Genomic DNA, 19,181 nt, shown 5'->3' with positions numbered 1-19,181 from the left:
ATAGGCGAGCACTCTGCCGAGCGCGTCATAGCTCGTATAGTTGGTCGTTGAGGTGGCTGCCGCCGTCACGCTGGCGAGTCTGCCGACGCCTTTGGTCGCCGTGTCATAGCTGTAACTGACATCCGGCGTGGTGTCGCAATCATAGTTGCCGTCATTTGCTTTCAGCCGTTATCATTAGGCATTCATCAGATAAGAGGAATCACTGTATGCAAGAAGAAACACTCATCCAAAAAATTCGTCAACTGCCGATGGACAAAATTTCTGAGGTCGAGGATTTTGTTGATTTCCTCAGCCAACGTGAACAAACCCATCGCATTACTCAGGCGGCAGGTAAGCTTGCCGAAGAACCCTTCCGAAAAATCTGGGATAATGAGGCGGATGCGGCTTATGACCGATTATAAGTTTGGCGATGTTATCTTGGTGCCCTTTCCCTTTACCGACCAAAGTAGCGGCAAGAAACGTCCGGCGGTAGTTGTCAGCAGCGCCGCTTTTCATGCTGCCCACATCAATCTGATGTTGATGGGAGTGAGTTCACAGGTGAGCGGCTTGCTTAGAACGGGTGAAGTCATGATAACCAACTGGCAGCAAGCGGGATTGCTTGCGCCTTCGGTGGTTAAAGCGGTCTTGACGACCGTCGAAAAAAAGCTGGTGATTCGCAAACTGGGCGAACTTTGTGAAGTTGACCGACAAGCAGTTGAGCAAGCCTTGCGAGTAATTCTTGCGCCCTAACTGGTTATACAAGCCCAGTCATCAGTTCGACGGTTATTTCTCACCTCTTGGTGGAATTGCAAAAGGAGCCGGTTTTGAAGTTAGCGACTCGACAACCAACTCCCCATAATTTTTCCACCTGGATGAAACCTTAACTCCTTCCTCTGTCATCGTACTGGGCCAAAACATGACGATAAATCCCCCCCATACTTCCTTTTTTTTCGCTACCGCATTTAACTCCTGATGCGGAACCATCCAGTCTTTTTCATTATCGTCTTTAAGCACTATCTGGTAATCCGTAGTCCATTCCCATGATGACTGAGAGCTTAAAACTTTCACCCTGGAGCTGGGAGAGTCAGGAAGTTTTCCCATCAAATCTTTTTGTTTGAATGACGGGTAATGTTCTTGGTGATAAAGCAATTTTTCTGCTTCAAAATCAGCTATCGATTGTGCAAGACGAATTCCTACTACCTTCACTGCGCCTGGCACGATCAATACTGCGTGATCCTGAGTATTTTCTAATTTGAAGCGGACTTTCAATCGTAATCGTGAGTGGATTTTATCATCATCCTGATTTAGTCTTACTCGCAAAACAACAGCCGTGAGAACTAAGCCTTTTTCTCCTAACGCTCTTCTTTCAATAGGTGAACTAAACCTAAAAGTTGAGTTGGCATTTAACAACATCATCAGTGATATAAAAACTATGCTGATTTGTAGCATAATTACCTCCGAGTAGTTCGACTATAAAATCCTGTTCGATCTTTTCCTATACCTCTAATGGTTCCATAGCTGGAGCCTTCTAGCAACTTAGCGTCTACAAACTCAAATGGCCCATTTTGCCCGCTTCGACTAAACACTTTTATATTGCCATTTTCTTCTCTGAAAGCAAAAGAAGCATAGTGTTGCCCCAAATTATTCTTATCAGCATATCTGATGGGATCACCTACCCCTGCTTCATCAGCACTGATATTCTTCTGTTTCTTTAGGAGACTATCTATATAATCAGGGCCGGAGTAAAGATCACCACCCAAGGTTTGTCCTGGAAAAGCAAGCCTCGCACAGGTTTCAGCGCAATTGAAATAGCCCTGAACTTTAGGTCCGCCTTTATCTGTCAACGGCCCTTGTGCCTGTTTGGTCAAGAAATTTTCTACTGCTGAAAAGAATTCTCCAACATACCCTCCTAAGGTTGAAAGCTGTACCTCATTTGCATTTCCAACTGACTCCAATATGGCTTTCCCTTGCTCACTATTTTTGCTTATACCCAACTGCTTTAATAAGCTCTCTCCGTCATCACCTTTTGACCTAGTCACAACTATTTTAGTTCCGATTCTTTCTTTCTTTTGAACCTTCTTCCCATTTTCCTCTACTTCGGTTACCCTGAAAACACCATAGGTCTCAATAGTCCATAACCCTAGTGGGTCGATAAATCTTAAAGGGTTATTAAATACATAGGCGTAACGGTTCCATGATTGAGCATTATTTACTGTCACACTTTCCAAAGCTGGGTCAACGCTCATAAACCTACCCGTGACACTCGAACAATACCGCGCCTGGGCAAAATCCAGCTTGCTCTCCTCATCGCGCTCGTATCCGGTGAATTTCTGCCTCAAGGTCGAACTTGCCGAGTACATCATCGCCGTCGTCCGACCACCAATCCCGGCGCTGATTTCCGTACCAAACGGCAGGTAATCCAACCTTGAAGTCACCGCCCCCGTCGCATCACTCACCGCACGAGTCGAACCCAGATGGTCTTGGGTCAGGAAATTCGTCTGGTAGGCTGATGGCGCGCTCGTCCCCGAATCGTACTCGGCAACCAACCGTCCGCCCGCATCATAGACGAATATCAGATACGAAGCGTTGGGGTTGACCTTGCGCACTCGTCTGCCGTCGCCGTCGTACTCGTAGCTCGTCGTCTGTGAACTGACCGTGAATTTGATTTGGTGATTCTCGCCGTCGTAGATGTAGGTCTTGTTGGCTGGTGACGACGGCTCTTGGGTCACATTGCCCGCCGCGTCGTACAGATAATTAGCAGCATTGATACGATTGGTTGATGAGCTAATCGAGGGGTTGGCTTCGAGCAAAGTCGTGTTGGCGACATCGAAATTGCGATTGCCGAATTGGTCGTAGGTGAAGGCTTGCTTCCACTGCTGCGCTTGTGTCGAGGTCGTCTTCTCTTCGGCGCTGAGCAAGCGATTGACCTGATCGTAGGTGTAGCTCTGCGTGACATCCAAGCCCGTCAATACAATGCGCTGACTCACCACATTGCCGTTATTGTCGCTCGTGCCGTAGGTGTAATCAAGCCTAAGCAGCGACGAATCACTTGATGACGTGCCGAGGCCAATCTGCGTCGGTTGCAAGCGATTGTTGAAATTGGTGTGCTCATAGCGCGGGTTGCTGGGATTTTTTTAGCTTTATGCTCGTCGGTAATTTATCGAACTTCTGGCTGGAGATTGCCTGCTTCATACCATCAAAATCTTTTACGCCATCCAGAACTCGTTTACACAATTACTCTGACACCTTCTAACTCTCAATACCAACTAACACCTGATCCGTCCAATGGATCTAGTTTCTGCTTTCTTGCTTTATCCAGTCCCAATGTTTTCACTCTTTTAAACCATTTCTCATAGCTTTTATAGGCTTTGGATACAGCTTTAATAGAATTTAATTTCCTGCTCTTATCAACAAGAAATGGAGCATCCGCATGATCCCATTTTTGATAAAAAAGAAATGAAATGTAATACAATGCTGCAACTTCTACGCTTGTTGCGCCAAAAAAGTTGGAGACATCACCTCGACTTGCACCCATTACATTAGAACTATTTTTTTTCCCCTTCAACTTCATTAAACACGCTATCCCGTCAAAAATTTCCTCCTGAGTCATGTTGCTTACGCCGCTTAAATTCAAGTGTGTTTGTGGAGCAATCCTATTGTGCCAAGCATCACATTTTGGATTTTTACTTTGCGCAAATGAGTCAATACATACAAAAATGTAAAGACTTAAACAAATCAAAAAGAAGCTAATTTTTCTTTTAATATTTAATTTCATATTTTTACTTCGTCACCTTCTTTGTATAGTATAATAATTTGTGATTTTTTCGGGAAGGATCAGTGTCTGTCCACGATTTAGCTGGCGTTGTTATTTCTTTTGGATAAACTCCTCCTTTGCTTTCTACCATAGTTGGGTTCAGGTCTAAGACTTTAACACTATGTCGAGGGTCAGCAAGCCCTCCATCGGTCGAAAAAATCCCCACTGCGTCCTTCGTTGGTATTGAGCTAGGATTATTAATATCGTAACCTTCTGCAGTCATCAATTTTTTAACTTGATTATCTTGTATCCAAACCTCTCCATTGGCAAAAGTTGTTCCGTGGCAATTTGAGGTATTATTCCAACCTCGAAAATGGGTAATATTTGAATATTGTTCGTACTCGTCAACAGTGCCAGAAAAAGTCGTTTCGCCTTTTTCATTTGTTTCGACAACTTGTAAAGGACCTTTGGACTGATATGCTTGTATTTCTGTTGTTTTGCCATTGTTTGTTGAATAAACTGTGCCTTCTACAAATTTCCCTTTGATAGTTACAGTGCGCGTTTCTTTTTTGCCATTAATAACGACCTCCCTTGTTCCAGTTTCAAAGGTGGCAGTAACGGTTTTCCCACTGGAGTCAAATTTAACTTTTCCATCTTTCTTTTCTATTTCTTCGCCCGCAGAGTCAACAAATCGAAGGGGATTATTTCTCACATATACATAAAGATTCCAACTTTGCGGGTCAGAAACATGGGTATCATTTAGAAAATCATCCGCGCTCATAAACCTGCCTGTCACGCTTGAGCAATACCTTGCCTGAGCGAAATCCAGCTTGCTCTCCTCATCCCTCTCGTGTCCGGTGAACTTCTGCCGCAAGGTCGTCGAAGCCGAGTACATCATCGCCGTCGTTCGACCGCCAATCCCGGCGCTGATTTCCGTACCAAACGGCAGGTAATCCAACCTTGAAGTCACCGCCCCCGTCGCATCACTCACCGCACGAGTCGAACCCAGATGGTCTTGGGTCAGGAAATTCGTCTGGTAGGCTGATGGCGCGCTCGTCCCCGAATCGTACTCGGCAACCAACCGTCCGCCCGCATCATAGACACACACCAGAGAGGAGTTATCGGGCTTAATCTTCTTCACCCGCCTGCCGTCGCCGTCATATTCATAGCGCCAGGTCTGTGAGTTGTAGCTGTACTCTTTCTGATGATTCTCGGCGTCATAGACATACGCCTTATGAGTCGGCGCGCTCGGCTCCTGGGTGACATTGCCCGCGTTGTCGTACAGATAATTAGCAGCATTGATACGATTAGTTGATGAGCTAATCGAGGGGTTGGCTTCGAGCAAAGTCGTGTTGGCGACATCGAAATTGCGATTGCCGAATTGGTCGTAGGTGAAGGCTTGCTTCCACTGCTGCACCTGTCCGCTGGTGGTCTTCTCCTCGGCAGTGAGCAAGCGGTTGACTTGGTCGTAGCTGTAGGTCTGGGTCACATCCAAGCCGCTCAACACGATGCGCTGGCTGAGCACGTTGCCGTTATTGGTCGTCGTGCCGTAGGTGTAATCCAGCCTCAGCAAACTGGCATCGCTGGCGGTCGTCCCCAAGCCAATCTGCGTCGGTTGCAATCGCGAATTGAAACTGGTGTGCTCATAGCGCGGGTTGGTTGGATGATTGCCAATCTTCATCGATGCCACCGCCCCATGTGAGGTGTAGTTCAACTGTGAAGCGTAGGTCTTCGCCGATTCGCCCGTTTTCGCGCCGCTAAGGTTCGACAACCGCCCCGCCGCGTCATAGCTCGTGGTGATGACTCTCCCCGATGGATAGGTCTCCGAAGTCATCGCCCCGGCTTTGTTGTATTGATACAACATCGGGTACTCATTGCCAGCCGTCGTCTGCTTGCTCTGCTTCACCCGTCCGAGCGCATCGTATTCGAGATAATCATAGGCGCTCACACTGCTGCTCACCCGCGTCAATCTGCCTTTGGCATAGGCGACATTGACATCATCATAGGTATAAGTCACAGTCGGCGTGAATTGCGGGTCGCTGGTGTAGCTGCGACTCACAACCCGATTCAACGAATCGTAACTGTAAGTTGTGGTGATGCCGCGCGGGTCAACTTTGCCGGTTAAATTTGAATCATTGTCATAGCTGTAACCCGCTGACCAGGAGCTATTGCCAGTCACCAGGTCGAACAAATTCAAACCGCTGTTGACATCGGTCTCCGGGTTTTTGGCGCGTCTTAAACGCTTCAACGAATCGTACATGAAATAGCGGATTTGCGTGTTGGGCGCGGTGCCCTGAGTGACCTTCGCCAGATTATCGAGGGTGTCGTAGAGGTAACTGGTCGTCGCATACAACGTGCCGTTTTCGTATAACTCTTCAACCTGGGTGAGCCTGCCCAACCCGTCAATCGTGCTGCGGCGTTTCTTCGATGCCTGATCGGTTACGGTGGTGACGTTGGCATCATACCCGGTCACCACTTTGCCGGTTGAGGCGGCGCTGCTGCCCCAGGGCGCGGGCAATGCCGTGCCGCTGAAGGTTTCGGCTTCAATGAGCCTTCCGCCATTATCGCTCTTGCTGCGCGACCAGCCCATCGTCTCTTCGGTGGTCGCCTGACCGCTGGTATTCGCGCGATAGGGATTCGAGGACAGCGCATAGGAGTTTGCCCCACTGAACGCATAGCGCGTCTGCACCTTGATGCCTTGCATCTCATCGGTCGCTGATTGGGTTGCGGCATCTTCCAACTGCCGCGACAGTCGCAACCGCCCCAGTTGGTCATAGTGCTTGATGGATACCAGTTTGCCATCGCCGAGCGTGGTTAAATCCGACCTTGAAATAACCCGCCGGTTGGTATCGGAATACTCCATCGTCGTGCGCGTCTCTTCCGCTTTACCTTCCGCAGCTTTTACCAAAGTCGGTCTGCCGAAAACATCATAAGTCGTGGCAGTCGCGACGTTGTTATCGGCGTCCGTGACCCGGGTTGCCAAGCCAGTGGTGAAGTCGTATTCAGTGGTGGTGGTTCGAGCAACCGCACTGCCGAATGCCGCCACAACTTGCGTCGGATAGAGGTCGGTAAAGCCATTGATGTTGCCGTAGGTAAACTGGGTTTGAATGTTGCGCCCATCGGTTGAGGTCAGCACATTACCGGAAGCGCTGTAGGTATTGGTGACGGAAATCGAATTGCCTGCGGTCAACGGTCGGGTGATGCTACCTTTAGTCGAATCCCAACTTTTGGCGGTGGTCAGATTGCCGGTGGTTGAGGCATTGTCATAAAACGATTCCGAACGTGTGAAGGCAGTTTCGCCGCCGTCCTGAACTTCACTTGATTTGATAGCGGTGCGCAGACGCGGCGAAGCCGGTTGACTGTAGGCATAAGGCGAAACTGTGGTGACTGCCGAATCCGGCGTTTGATTGTAATAATCATTAATAGTGACTCGCAGTGGAGTTGCGCCTGCCGGTAAGCCAGTCGGTTGCCCGTATGTATCGCGCGGCACATTGCCATAGCTTGCCCAGTCATACTCCTTAACCTGAGTGACATTGCCGTTTTTATCGTATTTGTACTCTTTAATCGCGGTCTTCGTCAGCGTCCCGGCGGCGTTCTTGATCGAGGTGAACTCATATTTGACGAACCGATTCACCAATAGATTTGAGAAAACCGCCATCCCGGATGGGAAGTTATTGGCATAGACCCGTTCGATGACCGTGCCATCAAGATTTATGGTCTTGCCGGTTTCAGTGGGTATGGCTGCGCCGTTTGCGCCTTTATTGGGATACTCCTTTGAGATGCCATTATCCGGCCCAGTGATGGTGGTTTCGATGACTGCGCTATCGCCCGGTGTTGCATAGGTTGTCCCATAAGTCCAGGTCTCGGTTACCGGCGTTGAAGTGCCGTCATATTCGGCGTTATAACCGAGGGTCTTCTGAGTTGGACGATTTCTTAATACATGATAGGTATAAATCGTACTGCCACTGGCATTGTCCTGCTCATAATTGTAAGTCGCGCCCGCTCCCGACGGCAGAGTGACGGAACTCAATTCTCCCCAGCCCACCGAAGGATTGCTCACCGCGTCAGCATTGTAGTCAAAGGTATAAAAGAGATTTCCTGCCTGACTCGGCAGATAAACTTTATCAACGACGCGAATATTGGTATTTAAAGAGAAGTTCGGATAAACATTGCTGGAATTATAGACCTTATGAACCGTGATCGTTTTCCATTGCACGATGACCAGCATCTCAACTGCATTTATTCCTTTAACATGAATGGCATCCTGGTTTGTCGCGTAGTTGTATTCAAGAACGATTGAACGATTCAATTGATCTTTGAGGGTGATGGTGGGATGAAAATTATAATTGCTGTCGCTGGCGATATCAAAAATATCAAGGTAGTTATCGTTGCGATCAATGATGCGTTGAATAGCCGTAGTGCCGGCAATCGGTCCACCCAAAACGCGCATACCATTGGGCAGAGAAAGCGTCCAGGAGTTATTCATCCAATTATCGTCTCCATCGGTCACGAAATCCAAGCGCATGTAGGTGCCATCATAGGTGTAATAGGTTAGCACCCCGCCGCCAGTGCCGTTACCGCCGCAGGCCGGGCGGCCATCAGGCCACACGTCCATATACCCATCACTGTTGGTATGATTGTCGAGCCACAGAGGATGCTTGCCACCATCCGGGGTGATCAGCACAAGTTTATAGGGATAATCATAGGAGGCATCGCAATACCCTTGCAGTTCGCCGAGTTTGAGATAGTCGATTTTCAAGCGATATTGAAAACCATAACGCCAGCCACCCTCTTCACTGAGGATTAATCGTGAGGCGTCATAAGGAAGCCCCTGAGCGGTATAATCAATCATTTCAGCCGTATCCCAGACTTTGCTGCTGTAGAGCAGATTGAGTCCGGCGCTCAATCCGCCGCGACCCGACGGCAGGCTGCCAAGCGGCAGATTAATCGAGAGCTCACCACTGCTGCGACTGATGGTTTCGATCTCCGATAACGCATACGAGCCTCCCGGATGAAAGCCCCGCTCAGGGGCTTTATTTTTATCGGCAGCCCGGATTGCAAACGCCCCAAGGCTAAAGAGCGCGCCAAAGATCATCAGTCTCACTAGCGAACGACGAAACAAAGAGATTCTCTTCATTGACATAACCGGATTCCTCTCGAATAACATTGGCACTCAACTCTGCGGCTGATGCCAGCCAGTCTGGTTCGGTAACTCACTCACACCATCACTCCCATACAAAGTTCCAGGAGTGACGCCTGGTTGATGTGGTCTTTAGCGATTGACGGAGAACGCGCCATCCTCGACTGCCCCAACATAAGCCATCGAAGTGAACTGCAAACGCAACGTCACAACGTTGTTTTCCAATCGCTCAAAGCGGAACGGCGCGCGCTGACCGTCCACTGTGCGCCAATCGCTCAAACGCACTTCAATGAGCGGCGCGCCCTGTTCCTCTGCCCCATAAGCGATGCGCTCAAGCAGGTGCGACGCCGAGTTAAAGTAAAAATTCTTGGTGCGCGGTTGCTGGATGGTATCGCGCATCACTGTATCGGTGACCTCGAAAATATCGTATGCCGGACTATCCAACGCTTCGCTGGTGTGGAAGCGTTCGCCGAGAAAGCGCATCGCCAACGTTCCGCCGACTTGCTCTAACAGCAGATGCTCGGCGGTATCGTAAAGCAAGGTCTCCAAGAGGTCGCTATCGCGAGCCGCTAACTTGCCTTCCGAAGAAGCGACGGTTTTGCCATCAAAGACAATCGTGCGCGTAACGCTGCCGACAGACTCAGTGAGCCGCAAAAGCCTTGGCAGTTGCAGAATCGCGGTGAAGTTGATTTCCGGCGTGCCATCGCCATATTGCAAGCGTCCGGCGATTAAGGCGCGTTCTCTGCCACGGCGTTCGAGTCGGTCTCCCAGCGCGTCAAGCGCCGTGTGTAATCGAGAGGGCAGCGCGCCTCTTTGCAGCAGTCCCAGGATATTGCGATCCTGTCGCGGCAACGCCTGCGGCACATATTCAATGCCCGAAGAGGTCGCTGGTGGCATTGCCGGTTGGGTTGCCGACGCCAGCCAAGCCCGTGTAGTAAATCCGGCAACAACCAACAGTGATAATCCCGCAATCAACCAAATTCTTTTCTTATTCATAACGTCCTCAATAACCTTTAACTTGCTTTGTTTTCGCACTTCTATTCAAACCCGCTTGAAAGGTCTTTCCTATTGACTTCTAAGGAAGCTGTTTTACTAGATGAGTCACTGTCCCATTGGCAGTGGGAATGGTGATGGTTCCAGTTCGATATCCCCCCGTGTTATTTACCGGGATGCTATACGTAAGAGTGACATTGGTGCCGCCTGTGCCACTTCCTCCTGAGACAATGGTGATCCAACTGGCATTGCTGGTGGCTGTCCAATTGCAACCTGACGGAGTTGCGCCAACAGTGGCAGTAAATGTGCCTCCCGCATGGGGAATATTGTTTCTACTCGTAGGCGTGAAGCCGGCGCTGGTACAATTTCCGCCGCCGCCGCCACCGGCGCTTTGCGAAACACTAAAGGTTTGTCCGGCAATCGTCATCGTGCCGTTTCTGGCTGCCCCGCTATTGGTCGCCACCGAATAGTTCACCGTGCCGCTCCCGCTGCCGCTTGAACCCGAAGTGATGGTTATCCAGCCGTCATTACTGGTGGCTGCCCACGTACACCCGGCTTGCGTCGTCACCGTCACACTGCCGCTGCCGCCACTTGAGCCATAAGACGCGCTCGTGGGACTGATGGAATAGGTGCAACTTGCCGCCGCATCTTGTGTAACCGTGAAAGTCTGTCCGGCAATCGTCATGGTGCCGCTACGTTGCGCTCCCGAATTAGCTGTCACCGAATAATTCACTGTGCCGCTTCCTGTGCCACTGCTGCCGGAAGTGATAGTGATCCATGCGGCATTGCTGGTCGCCGTCCAATTGCACCCGGCTTGCGTCGTTACCGTCACACTGCTTGATCCGCCCGCTGCAACAAAGTTCTGTGTTGTGGGATTGATTGAATAAGTGCAGGAGCCACCGGCATCCTGCGTGACCGTAAATGTCTGACCAGCGATGGTCATGGTGCCGGTGCGTTGCGCGCCGCTGTTTGCAGCAACTGAAAACCCGGCGCTGCCGCTCCCGCTGCCGCTTGAACCCGAAGTGATGGTTATCCAGCCGTCATTACTGGTGGCTGCCCACGTACACCCGGCTTGCGTCGTCACCGTCACACTGCCGCTGCCGCCGGCGCTGGCAAAATTCTGGCTCGTCGGGTTGATACCATAGGTGCAACCACCGCCTCCGGTTGAGGGTTCTTCGGTTGCAACCAACCGCCCGCCCGCATAGACATATTCGCGATCCGGCGAAGTCAAACTCTGTGGCGATACCGTCGCATTCTGCGCGCCATCTTTTTGCAAACCCCATCCGAATTTCGCAAATACCCCTCCGGCTGCCACCAAGCTGATGAGCAAACCGATTAACAGCAATTGTTGTTTTCGGGTGACCGGTTTCTTAATCAGCAAACTGGCGCTACGACGCGTTCTCTTTGACATAAATTTTCTCCTACAGACACACCTCGACTGACTCGCCCTGACTTCAGCGATTGACCACACGACCAGAAATTTAAAAGTTGAATAGCCGATTCAACCTAAGCGGTTGAATCCGAATTTATGGAAGGGCAGTTGATTGCACACACACTACTCCTAAGCTCGCCATACTGGAATTTCAATTTTGCCCTTCATGGATATAGACAGATGACTTGGGTTTTTGCTGCGATTTTATTTACTTTTTTGGCAAATATTTTTGGAAGCGAAACGTTGGGTATCAACCGCAAAAGATTTTATCGGGATTCGGCTTCAAACGGATCGGGGTCAGGCACTGCCTGTTTGCTGCGAAACACCATCACTAAAATCTGACGACAACGCGCGCAATAAATCATGTGAGTTTCAAGTTGAGCTTGTTCCCTGGGGGGTAAGGCATGGTCAACAAAGGCGGCGATAGCTTCCAGGCTGGCACACTCCTCTTTCACGCGCTCTCCTTTGATTGAGCGACCGCGCCACCGCAGCCATCGTCTGAGGAAAACATCTTCCAGTCGCGCTGCCACTCTGAGCTTCAAGGTCTGCAACTTTATCATAATCGCCCCCACTCCGGTATGGAGGTTTTCTTCTCGACCCTGCGGCTCGTCAAAATGGCTCACCCCAAGAAGGTTTGCATGATGAAATCGGCGACCCCAAGGTTAGGGGTCGCTGATCAGATTAGATGGTTACTTGGTCACCGGTTGCCCCTGACAGGAATTGCAAGGCATACGTCGGATTCTCGCACAACTCGATGATACATTCCTGTAAAGCCGCTTCGCTGAGTTGAAAGGCATGCTGGAGTTTGCCGGTGATTTCCTGGCGCAGTTTTTTACGCGCCTGACTCAGTTGATAGTTCACTTTTGCACGGCTGCTGTTATAAAGTCCGGCTATCTCGTGCTCGGTAAACGCTTCAACATAATAGAGAATCAGAAACCAGCGTTCTTTATCGCTCAGCCCTTCGCCAATCGTCGCCAGCGTCTCGCGAATCATCGCTTCGTAACGACTGGCGCGAATGCCGGTTTCCAATCGTCGGATGCCATCGCTATCCGGGGTTTGTCTGAGCGCCTCAAGGCTTAGGAACTGCCGGTGCTTCAGGAGCACTTCGTTATACACGCGATGGGCGACTACGGCTCTCACCCAACTGCTCAACAACCCGCGCCCGTCATAAGAGTGAATGCGCGGCAACCCCGAATCATCCGTGAGGAATAGATGACCAATGGCGCTTTGCGCAATCTCCTCAGCCAACTGGCGTTGATTACAGAGATAAAAAGCGGTATTAAAAATCAGTTTGGCATATTGCCGATTAAAGATGCGCCAGGCTTCATTGTTGCCTTGGGCGCAGGCTTGCGCCAGAAACAAATCATTGGTGTGCAAGTGCGCGAAACGGGACAGGGCGGAAAACGCCTCGTCCGTCACCTCGTCACGTTCCTGCAACACCTTAACAATCCGCGAACCATAGACTGGAAGCTCAAGTTCCAGTTGGGGGTAAAACTTGCGTCCTGCTTCAAAAGCTTCAATGATCAAAGCATCCAGACCGGCTGGGAGAAGGTCCGTCATTAAATCTGCCTCCACAAAATCAAAAATCAACGGTCTAACCTGTGCACGGTGAGGTGGAGCCAAAAATGCTCTACGCTACCGATGGGCGAGAAACCTATGGCGCTCTAAAACCTTTGAAATACGGGTCTATAATAAATTTTAGTGAATGTGAGAATGGCTATGGTTTACCCAACCGGTAACAAAAAATAGTCACCCGATACTCGAAAGTATTCCCCGCTGATTTTATAGGACAACAATCGCGGAAGATATTCTGCAAAAAAGTAACAGATTTTGCAAAAAAATTTACGCGGGTTAATTTTATCAACCAACTCCATCATCCCTGTCTGGCTCAGATGTGTTAATTGATGTTAATGATGATTCAAAAAAGCGGATGCCACTTTGTATAGGATTTATGAATCGGTGTAGAATGCCGCATCTCAACCGGAAGGTAACAACCGGTAAGAAATCAGAGCCACTACTATGAATGAAATGGTTGCTGCGAATACCAACGAAGCTGATCAATCCGATAAACGCTTGCGCCTGACTCGCCGTTTAATTTTCACCCTGCCGCCAGGTTTGGTTTTTATTGCCGCGTTGACTGTGCACCTGCAAGTCATCAAGCTGAACGAAGATTATGTTGGCGCGCTATTAACGCTTGACCGGGTCTTTGATTTATCGCTGGCATTATTGCTTACCGCTATTGGCTTTTGTGTTGGTCGCCGGATTTTTCGTCTATTGGGTATCGTCTTTGACAGCCCCGCAGAAGAGCTGGCTTTTTCATCCCTATCAGGCATCGGGGTCATCGGGCTTGGCGTGTTGTTTCTCGGCTTGATGGGCTTACTTCGCCTCGCACCCGTCATCATTTTACTGGCGCTTTTACTCGCCGTGGCATTTCGCGAAATCCCCGAATTATTCAACACCCTTGAGCGCCTGTTTTTTGCCGCCATCAAAACCAGATGGCGCATCGGGCTTGCACTTTTATTGGCTGCTTTAATCATCAATCTGTTGTTGCGCGCGGCAACTCCCATTCATTCGTTCGATGAAGCGATTTATCACCTGTCCGTCGCTCAGAAATTCGTTGACCAGGGTCGCGTCTATCCGGTTCTGGATAACTGGGCAGGCAATGGTCCCTTTCTGATTCAGATGATTTATGCGGTTTGCCTGCTGGCGAAAGCCGATATTGCCAGCAAGCTATTCAGTTTGATTTTAGCTGTGCTTGGCTTGCTGGCGCTCTATGCGTTTGGCAAACGGTTTTTCGGGCATCGTGTAGGCGTCATTGCGATGTTGGCTTTCTTTGGCGCGGGGATGGTCGTCGAAGTCGCGGTAACCGCCCGCGTAGATGTAACCCTTGCCTTGGGAGTTTTCCTTGCCACTTACGCCATGATGGTTTATTTCGAGTCGCAAAAATCAGCCTGGCTGTACATTTCGGCAGCCCTATCCGGTCTGAGCCTGGGGGTGAAATACACCGCAGGAATTTGGCTACTCTTGCTTGCGGTGATGTATTTGGTCGAAAGTTTCATCCGGCGGTCAACCGGTTTTCTGACCATTATCAAACGCGGCTTGGTTTATGCGGCAATCGCGGCAGCGGTCGCTTCGCCGTGGTTTATTAAAAACGCCTTCTGGTTTCACAATCCCGTCTATCCATTCGTCACCGGTGAAGTCGCCGAGATGAAGGCGTCAGAGGTTCGCTATTTTAATGCCGAAGACGAAAAAAAACTGGAGGAGTTTTATCAAGATGCGCGCGCCGAGGATATGGGACTTGCAAGCCTCAGACAACAACAACTGGCGCGGGAAGCCATGCTCAGGATCAAACGGCATCCGTTGAGAGTGTGGGAGTATTTCACCAAGCCGGATGTGTATAACATGGCAGAGGAGTTTCATTATCCCAATTATCTATTCGTTATCACCCCGCTGGCATTGCTGTTTTTCAAACGCCGCCGGTTACTATGGCTGGCGTTTTTCAGCGTCGCGTTTTTTCTATCGGTGACTTCGACTTCATGGGTCGGGCGTATTCTGTTGCCGGTTTATCCGCCGCTCACCGTCATTGTTGCCTATCTTTTGAGTAAACCCATCGAGTGGAGTGAAAAATTCAAGTGGCGAAAAATTCTGGTTCCGATCACGACTTTGTTGATTGGCGCAATCGTTGGCACAGCGGTTGGCTATAGCGGTTACTTGAATTTTAAGCAGATGCAAAAAGCGCGCGCTGTGGATTTCATCGGCGGTAAAATTTCCAGGCGCGCATTTATGAAATCACAGTTCTACTTCCCGCCGCTCGATTTCATCAACCATCAACTGCCAACGAATGCCCGCATTCTCATGCTTGGCGCGCAGATGTCTTACGGTCTGCAACGCGACTATCTGGCGGAAGTGAACTGGGATTCAACCGAATGGCGGCGTTTGCTGATTCGTAATCAATCCTTCAACGAGGTGAGCGAAGATTTGAAACGACAAGGCGTGACCCATATTCTCTTCACCGACAGTCTGTTCAAATGGGTGGCGCTGATGGGGCGCGATAATTACCCGAATGTCTCCGGAAAGCGGTCAACGTCGATGCCGGATTATCGGGTGCAACTGCGAAACTGGACGACCTTCGACATCTATAGCCGGAACTTTCTCGAACCCATTTATACGGATCAAATGGGTTATATTCTGTATAAAATCAAATGACCGTACAATCAATTGCGTATAGGTATGCATCTGCTTTGGAGTGCGGCAACCGTTGAGTGATACGCTACGATTACCGCTTTTCATTGGCAAAAGAATCACTCAGCCTGGCGAGAACCTGACCGCTTTGCGGCAAACGAAAAGCTGCGACCAGTCGCCGCACTCTCAAACGCTTCGCCTTGATTTTCAGACAAACAATTGCCATCTGCTTTAGATGGGTCATCCGCTTTTGCTATTCTTTCGCCGAAATATATTCGAGGAATTTCCGAGCGATGGCGCGTTGGCAAATGATTAAATTAACTCCGTTTGCCCCAACCGTACTCCAAGAATAAAAAGGAATAGAAATTTTTATTGGCGCAGGCAACGGATTTGCTGATTCAAAAGCTCTAATCAAACGAGCAGCGACCCACTTAAAAATTAACGCTGGTAGAATCATTCATTCGAGGCAGTCCGACACTTGGGTCGCTGCCTTAATCTTTTTATAGACTCAATCAACCTGCATCGTGACATATTAACCGCAATCGATTTAGCGTCGGGTTCCGACCAATGAATGATGCGGTCAAAGATTTTTTCTCAACTACGACATCATAGAATTGAGCCGCGCTCTCTTCGAGAGTTTCAAAACAGTTATTTCCGTTGAATAAGCGGTCTCTGACCGCGTCAATGATGAATCAGTCTATACAGCTAAATGAACTCAATTTTGTTCCGCTGAATTGAAAAACGTCCGGCGACCGGCGACCTGAAATCCTTCACTCAAAACGCGCGCCACCGCTTCCGGGTAAATTTGATGCTCCTGTTCCAAGATACGTTGAGACAAGCTCTCTACCGTATCTGTATCCAGAACCTCAACGGCGCGCTGTAAAACGATTGCCCCGTGGTCTAGCTCTTCATCCACGATATGCACGGTGCAGCCGGTGAGTTTTACGCCGTATTCGAGCGCCTGCTTCTGCGCATCGAGTCCCGGAAAAGCCGGAAGCAAGGACGGGTGAATATTTAAAATCCGATTGGGAAATTCGCGCACGAAATACGGGCTGACGAGCCGCATATAACCCGCAAGACAAACAAGTGACACGCCGCGTTTTTTCAACTCCCCGACTATCTCGCCATCGTGGTCTTCGCGTCCCCGACCTTTATGACTGATAAACAGCGTTTCAACGCCAAATTCGCGAGCTTTCCCAAGCCCCGCAGCCGATTCGATATTGCTAATCACCAGCGCGCATTCGGCTGACAGTCTTCCGTCACGACAAGCTTCAAGCAAAGCCACCAGGTTCGAGCCGCGCCCTGAAATTAAGATGCCGATTTTGGGTTTGATCATAAGATGTGATGATTTTCAGGTGAACGACTCGCGCGCTTAGCTGAGTCCTTTTTGTCTGACATCAAAGCCGCCCAACTTCCATTCGCCGCCTTCATCCACAAATTTGAAAATAATCGAACCGGGAACCTGTCCGTACTGAATCGCGAATTTCGGGAATGCCACACGTTTGCCATCTTCGGTTTCCAAACGCATTTCCACGCGATTGGGTTGAGTGGTCTTGCCCATTGCGGCAATCTGTTTGAAAGCCTCTATCGCATCACTTTTCGCATAAGTCTTTTTGTAAGACTCTGCGGCATCATTATAAATTTTGTCGTATTGTTCGCTTTCCAGTCGTTGAAAAAACAGAATGGCGGCTTTGTCCACATCATCATTGGGGGCTTGGCGCGGTTTTAATGAACAGGCCGGCAAAATTGCCAGACCAATAAACAGAATCATTACTCGATACATGTAACCCTCGTTAATAAAAAGCTGATTTTATGAAACAAAGAAAATACCAGCCTGTCAGCTTAACGCGCAACAATCTCAATAGGTATAAACCACACGCTCGGCAAGAATGCCTGCGGCGCTGTTACGACGAACGCGCATTTCGCGAATCGCCGAAGCCGATACAAAACTTGAGAGATTATCGCTGAAAAATTTAATCTCTTCGTCGCCCGCTTCTTCATCATCAGTTTTCTTGGCGACCGGTTTGTCAACTTTGCCATCAAGCTTTCTCATCAGTTTATCAAACACCGGCTTGGCGGCGGCGAGCCTGACAATGGCATAAAATTCCAGGTCGCCATCCAAGCGGTTTCTGGCATCGGCGGTTTGCGCAGCCTGCAAAATGTCACGCGCGAATTCCTTGCTTGAAGACAAGACCAGATATTTGCCGGAAATCGCATAAGCCGCGCCCTGTTCCAACAGGGATTGGGCAAGGAACCGCACGCTGCCTTCATCCTGCCAGACAAGTTGCGGGTCAATGCCTGCGACTACAAATCGTTCGCGCATCTCTGCGGCAATCGTTCGTTCAAGCGCGGCTTTATCAATCGTTCCGTTCATCTCGATGACCACCGCGCGTTCAAAATGGACAAACGGTTTGCCGACTTCATCTTTGGAACGCGCCATCTCTGCATAAGAAACGGCGGGGTTGAGAATCGGCTCAAGCGGATTAGTCACTTGCGGATTGCGGGAGAGGCTCAAGCCTTCGGCGGATTGCGGATTTTTATTTTTTGATTTTGCCTGGGCGTCATCGACATCTTTATCGAATCGCGCATCGAGATTGGCATAACGTTCGGCGCGTCTGGCGCTGCGGCTTTCGCTTTCATCCGAATCGGAATCTTCGTTATCCTGGTTTTCAGGAACCACTGCCTTTTCATCGAAGGCTTTGCCAAACAGGGTCTGCGAAGCGATTTCATTTAATGCCGCGCCGCTGCTTGCATGCATTTCGACCAGTTGGGCATCGCGGGGCGCGAATTTCAAAAACGCCGTTGATTGCTCGCTGTTCAAATGCCCGACGCGCTCGCTGCCTGCGAGTTTAAACCAACGTTGCTCGGTGATGCCCGTGGTTTCAAATTTCAAATTGATCAGGCCGCTTTCGATTTTTGCAAGCGAATCCGCCGATTGCGCTTTGATATTGCCGTAAATCCAGTAGCTTCTGAAAAGTTGATTGCGATTGAGTTTTGTCTGGTCTAACCAGAGCGTCACATCCTGCGCATTGAAACTCCGCGCCTGATTGGTGATTGCCAGGACATCCGAAAGCAAGGCGTCTTCACCTGCGGCTTTGGCATTTGCCAGCGCGCGAATCATCAAGCCTTCGGTGGTCGTGACAATCAGTTTGCCGTCAACATGGGCAAAGCAGAATTGTTGCGTTAAGCGTCCGGCATCGGTTGTGACTTCGCGAACATAATAAGAGCCATCTTTTGCCGGGCGTTCCTGAAATTGCGGCAGATTCTGAAACAGCGTATTAAGGAGCGCCTTTTCGCGTGTGACCTCGGTAACGAACACCAGTTCGAGTTTGCCGATGTCATAAATCGCTACCGCCGAAGCGCCGCCCGCCAAGTTCGCCAGTCGCGCTTCATCGACGCTGAAACCGAGCGCCTTTTCAAACTCCTCTTTGCGCGATTGAAATTTGAGCGCCACATTCGACTTCTCGAAATTTTTAAAACTGGCGCTTTCGTAAAAATTATTATGTACAGGCGAAGCGAGCCACGTCTTCATGAGCAAACTCAAATCACGCGCCTGCAAATAGACCATCGCGCCGCGCGGCATCACCGCAGCCAGCCTGAGTTGTTCACTGACCGGTCGCGCCTGTTGTCCATCAGACTTGTGCGACAGCGCCAACACGGCAATGGCAATCAGTAATAAAATTTTCGATATTCTCATAAAT

The 19,181-nt window shown here is 49.7% G+C and carries 15 protein-coding genes; 3 read left to right on the top strand and 12 right to left on the bottom strand.

Annotated features, from left to right (window positions below):
• The first annotated feature begins 206 nt into the window (after window positions 1–206).
• The gene (locus AB1757_06090; protein ID MEW6126592.1) at window positions 207–401 is read left to right on the top strand and encodes a DUF2281 domain-containing protein; all 195 of its coding nucleotides are present in this window, start codon (window positions 207–209) and stop codon (window positions 399–401) included.
• On the top strand, window positions 388–729 hold the full coding sequence (locus AB1757_06085) for a type II toxin-antitoxin system PemK/MazF family toxin (protein ID MEW6126591.1): 342 nt from the start codon (window positions 388–390) through the stop codon (window positions 727–729). The genes AB1757_06090 and AB1757_06085 overlap by 14 nt, the downstream gene beginning before the upstream one ends.
• A 33-nt stretch (window positions 730–762) precedes the next feature.
• On the opposite strand, the gene AB1757_06080 is transcribed toward AB1757_06085, so the two are convergent.
• From AB1757_06080 to AB1757_06045, 8 genes are all read right to left on the bottom strand, one after another.
• Window positions 763–1,428: a hypothetical protein gene (locus AB1757_06080; protein MEW6126590.1), complete on the bottom strand. Its 666-nt coding sequence runs from the start codon at window positions 1,426–1,428 to the stop codon at window positions 763–765.
• A 2-nt stretch (window positions 1,429–1,430) separates the two neighbouring features.
• Complete coding sequence (locus AB1757_06075; GenBank protein ID MEW6126589.1) at window positions 1,431–3,065, bottom strand: RHS repeat-associated core domain-containing protein; 1,635 nt, start codon at window positions 3,063–3,065, stop codon at window positions 1,431–1,433.
• 170 nt (window positions 3,066–3,235) lie between these two features.
• A complete protein-coding gene (locus AB1757_06070) occupies window positions 3,236–3,754 on the bottom strand; it encodes a hypothetical protein (GenBank protein ID MEW6126588.1) in 519 nt (172 codons plus the stop codon).
• 4 nt (window positions 3,755–3,758) lie between these two features.
• Entirely contained in the window at window positions 3,759–8,876 is a 5,118-nt protein-coding gene (locus AB1757_06065; GenBank protein MEW6126587.1) for an RHS repeat-associated core domain-containing protein, read from the bottom strand.
• Window positions 8,877–9,005: 129 nt separating this feature from the next.
• Window positions 9,006–9,869: a hypothetical protein gene (locus AB1757_06060; protein ID MEW6126586.1), complete on the bottom strand. Its 864-nt coding sequence runs from the start codon at window positions 9,867–9,869 to the stop codon at window positions 9,006–9,008.
• A 79-nt stretch (window positions 9,870–9,948) separates the two neighbouring features.
• Window positions 9,949–11,277 carry a BACON domain-containing carbohydrate-binding protein gene (locus AB1757_06055; GenBank protein MEW6126585.1) on the bottom strand — a complete coding sequence of 443 codons (1,329 nt, stop codon included), beginning with the start codon at window positions 11,275–11,277 and terminating at the stop codon, window positions 9,949–9,951.
• A 287-nt stretch (window positions 11,278–11,564) separates the two neighbouring features.
• Window positions 11,565–11,858: a zf-HC2 domain-containing protein gene (locus tag AB1757_06050; GenBank protein MEW6126584.1), complete on the bottom strand. Its 294-nt coding sequence runs from the start codon at window positions 11,856–11,858 to the stop codon at window positions 11,565–11,567.
• Window positions 11,859–11,979: 121 nt separating this feature from the next.
• The gene (locus tag AB1757_06045; GenBank protein MEW6126583.1) at window positions 11,980–12,858 is read right to left on the bottom strand and encodes a sigma-70 family RNA polymerase sigma factor; all 879 of its coding nucleotides are present in this window, start codon (window positions 12,856–12,858) and stop codon (window positions 11,980–11,982) included.
• Between the two features lie 459 nt (window positions 12,859–13,317).
• On the opposite strand from AB1757_06045, the gene AB1757_06040 reads away from it, so the two are divergent.
• Entirely contained in the window at window positions 13,318–15,504 is a 2,187-nt protein-coding gene (locus tag AB1757_06040; GenBank protein MEW6126582.1) for a glycosyltransferase family 39 protein, read from the top strand.
• Window positions 15,505–15,574: 70 nt separating this feature from the next.
• On the opposite strand, the gene AB1757_06035 is transcribed toward AB1757_06040, so the two are convergent.
• From AB1757_06035 to AB1757_06020, 4 genes are all read right to left on the bottom strand, one after another.
• The gene (locus AB1757_06035; protein MEW6126581.1) at window positions 15,575–15,724 is read right to left on the bottom strand and encodes a hypothetical protein; all 150 of its coding nucleotides are present in this window, start codon (window positions 15,722–15,724) and stop codon (window positions 15,575–15,577) included.
• 471 nt (window positions 15,725–16,195) lie between these two features.
• Window positions 16,196–16,816, bottom strand: a complete 621-nt coding sequence (gene purN / locus AB1757_06030) for a phosphoribosylglycinamide formyltransferase (protein MEW6126580.1) — start codon at window positions 16,814–16,816, stop codon at window positions 16,196–16,198.
• A 36-nt stretch (window positions 16,817–16,852) separates the two neighbouring features.
• On the bottom strand, window positions 16,853–17,263 hold the full coding sequence (locus AB1757_06025) for a hypothetical protein (protein ID MEW6126579.1): 411 nt from the start codon (window positions 17,261–17,263) through the stop codon (window positions 16,853–16,855).
• 75 nt (window positions 17,264–17,338) lie between these two features.
• Window positions 17,339–19,177 carry a hypothetical protein gene (locus AB1757_06020; GenBank protein ID MEW6126578.1) on the bottom strand — a complete coding sequence of 613 codons (1,839 nt, stop codon included), beginning with the start codon at window positions 19,175–19,177 and terminating at the stop codon, window positions 17,339–17,341.
• Window positions 19,178–19,181: the final 4 nt, after the last annotated feature.

This window comes from Acidobacteriota bacterium (assembly GCA_040754075.1).
Lineage (GTDB): Bacteria > Acidobacteriota > Blastocatellia > UBA7656 > UBA7656 > JBFMDH01.
This window is presented reverse-complemented; position numbering and strand designations above follow the sequence as displayed.

What these genes read in the sequence shown, in the direction of transcription:
- AB1757_06035 (MEW6126581.1), bottom strand. Translation starts at nt 15,724, where the DNA reads ATGACCCATCTAAAGCAGATGGCAATTGTTTGTCTGAAAATCAAGGCG.
- AB1757_06040 (MEW6126582.1), top strand. Translation starts at nt 13,318, where the DNA reads ATGAATGAAATGGTTGCTGCGAATACCAACGAAGCTGATCAATCCGAT.
- AB1757_06065 (MEW6126587.1), bottom strand. Translation starts at nt 8,876, where the DNA reads ATGTCAATGAAGAGAATCTCTTTGTTTCGTCGTTCGCTAGTGAGACTG.
- AB1757_06020 (MEW6126578.1), bottom strand. Translation starts at nt 19,177, where the DNA reads ATGAGAATATCGAAAATTTTATTACTGATTGCCATTGCCGTGTTGGCG.
- AB1757_06025 (MEW6126579.1), bottom strand. Translation starts at nt 17,263, where the DNA reads ATGTATCGAGTAATGATTCTGTTTATTGGTCTGGCAATTTTGCCGGCC.
- AB1757_06045 (MEW6126583.1), bottom strand. Translation starts at nt 12,858, where the DNA reads ATGACGGACCTTCTCCCAGCCGGTCTGGATGCTTTGATCATTGAAGCT.
- AB1757_06060 (MEW6126586.1), bottom strand. Translation starts at nt 9,869, where the DNA reads ATGAATAAGAAAAGAATTTGGTTGATTGCGGGATTATCACTGTTGGTT.
- AB1757_06090 (MEW6126592.1), top strand. Translation starts at nt 207, where the DNA reads ATGCAAGAAGAAACACTCATCCAAAAAATTCGTCAACTGCCGATGGAC.
- AB1757_06085 (MEW6126591.1), top strand. Translation starts at nt 388, where the DNA reads ATGACCGATTATAAGTTTGGCGATGTTATCTTGGTGCCCTTTCCCTTT.
- AB1757_06070 (MEW6126588.1), bottom strand. Translation starts at nt 3,754, where the DNA reads ATGAAATTAAATATTAAAAGAAAAATTAGCTTCTTTTTGATTTGTTTA.
- purN (MEW6126580.1), bottom strand. Translation starts at nt 16,816, where the DNA reads ATGATCAAACCCAAAATCGGCATCTTAATTTCAGGGCGCGGCTCGAAC.
- AB1757_06080 (MEW6126590.1), bottom strand. Translation starts at nt 1,428, where the DNA reads ATGCTACAAATCAGCATAGTTTTTATATCACTGATGATGTTGTTAAAT.
- AB1757_06055 (MEW6126585.1), bottom strand. Translation starts at nt 11,277, where the DNA reads ATGTCAAAGAGAACGCGTCGTAGCGCCAGTTTGCTGATTAAGAAACCG.
- AB1757_06050 (MEW6126584.1), bottom strand. Translation starts at nt 11,858, where the DNA reads ATGATAAAGTTGCAGACCTTGAAGCTCAGAGTGGCAGCGCGACTGGAA.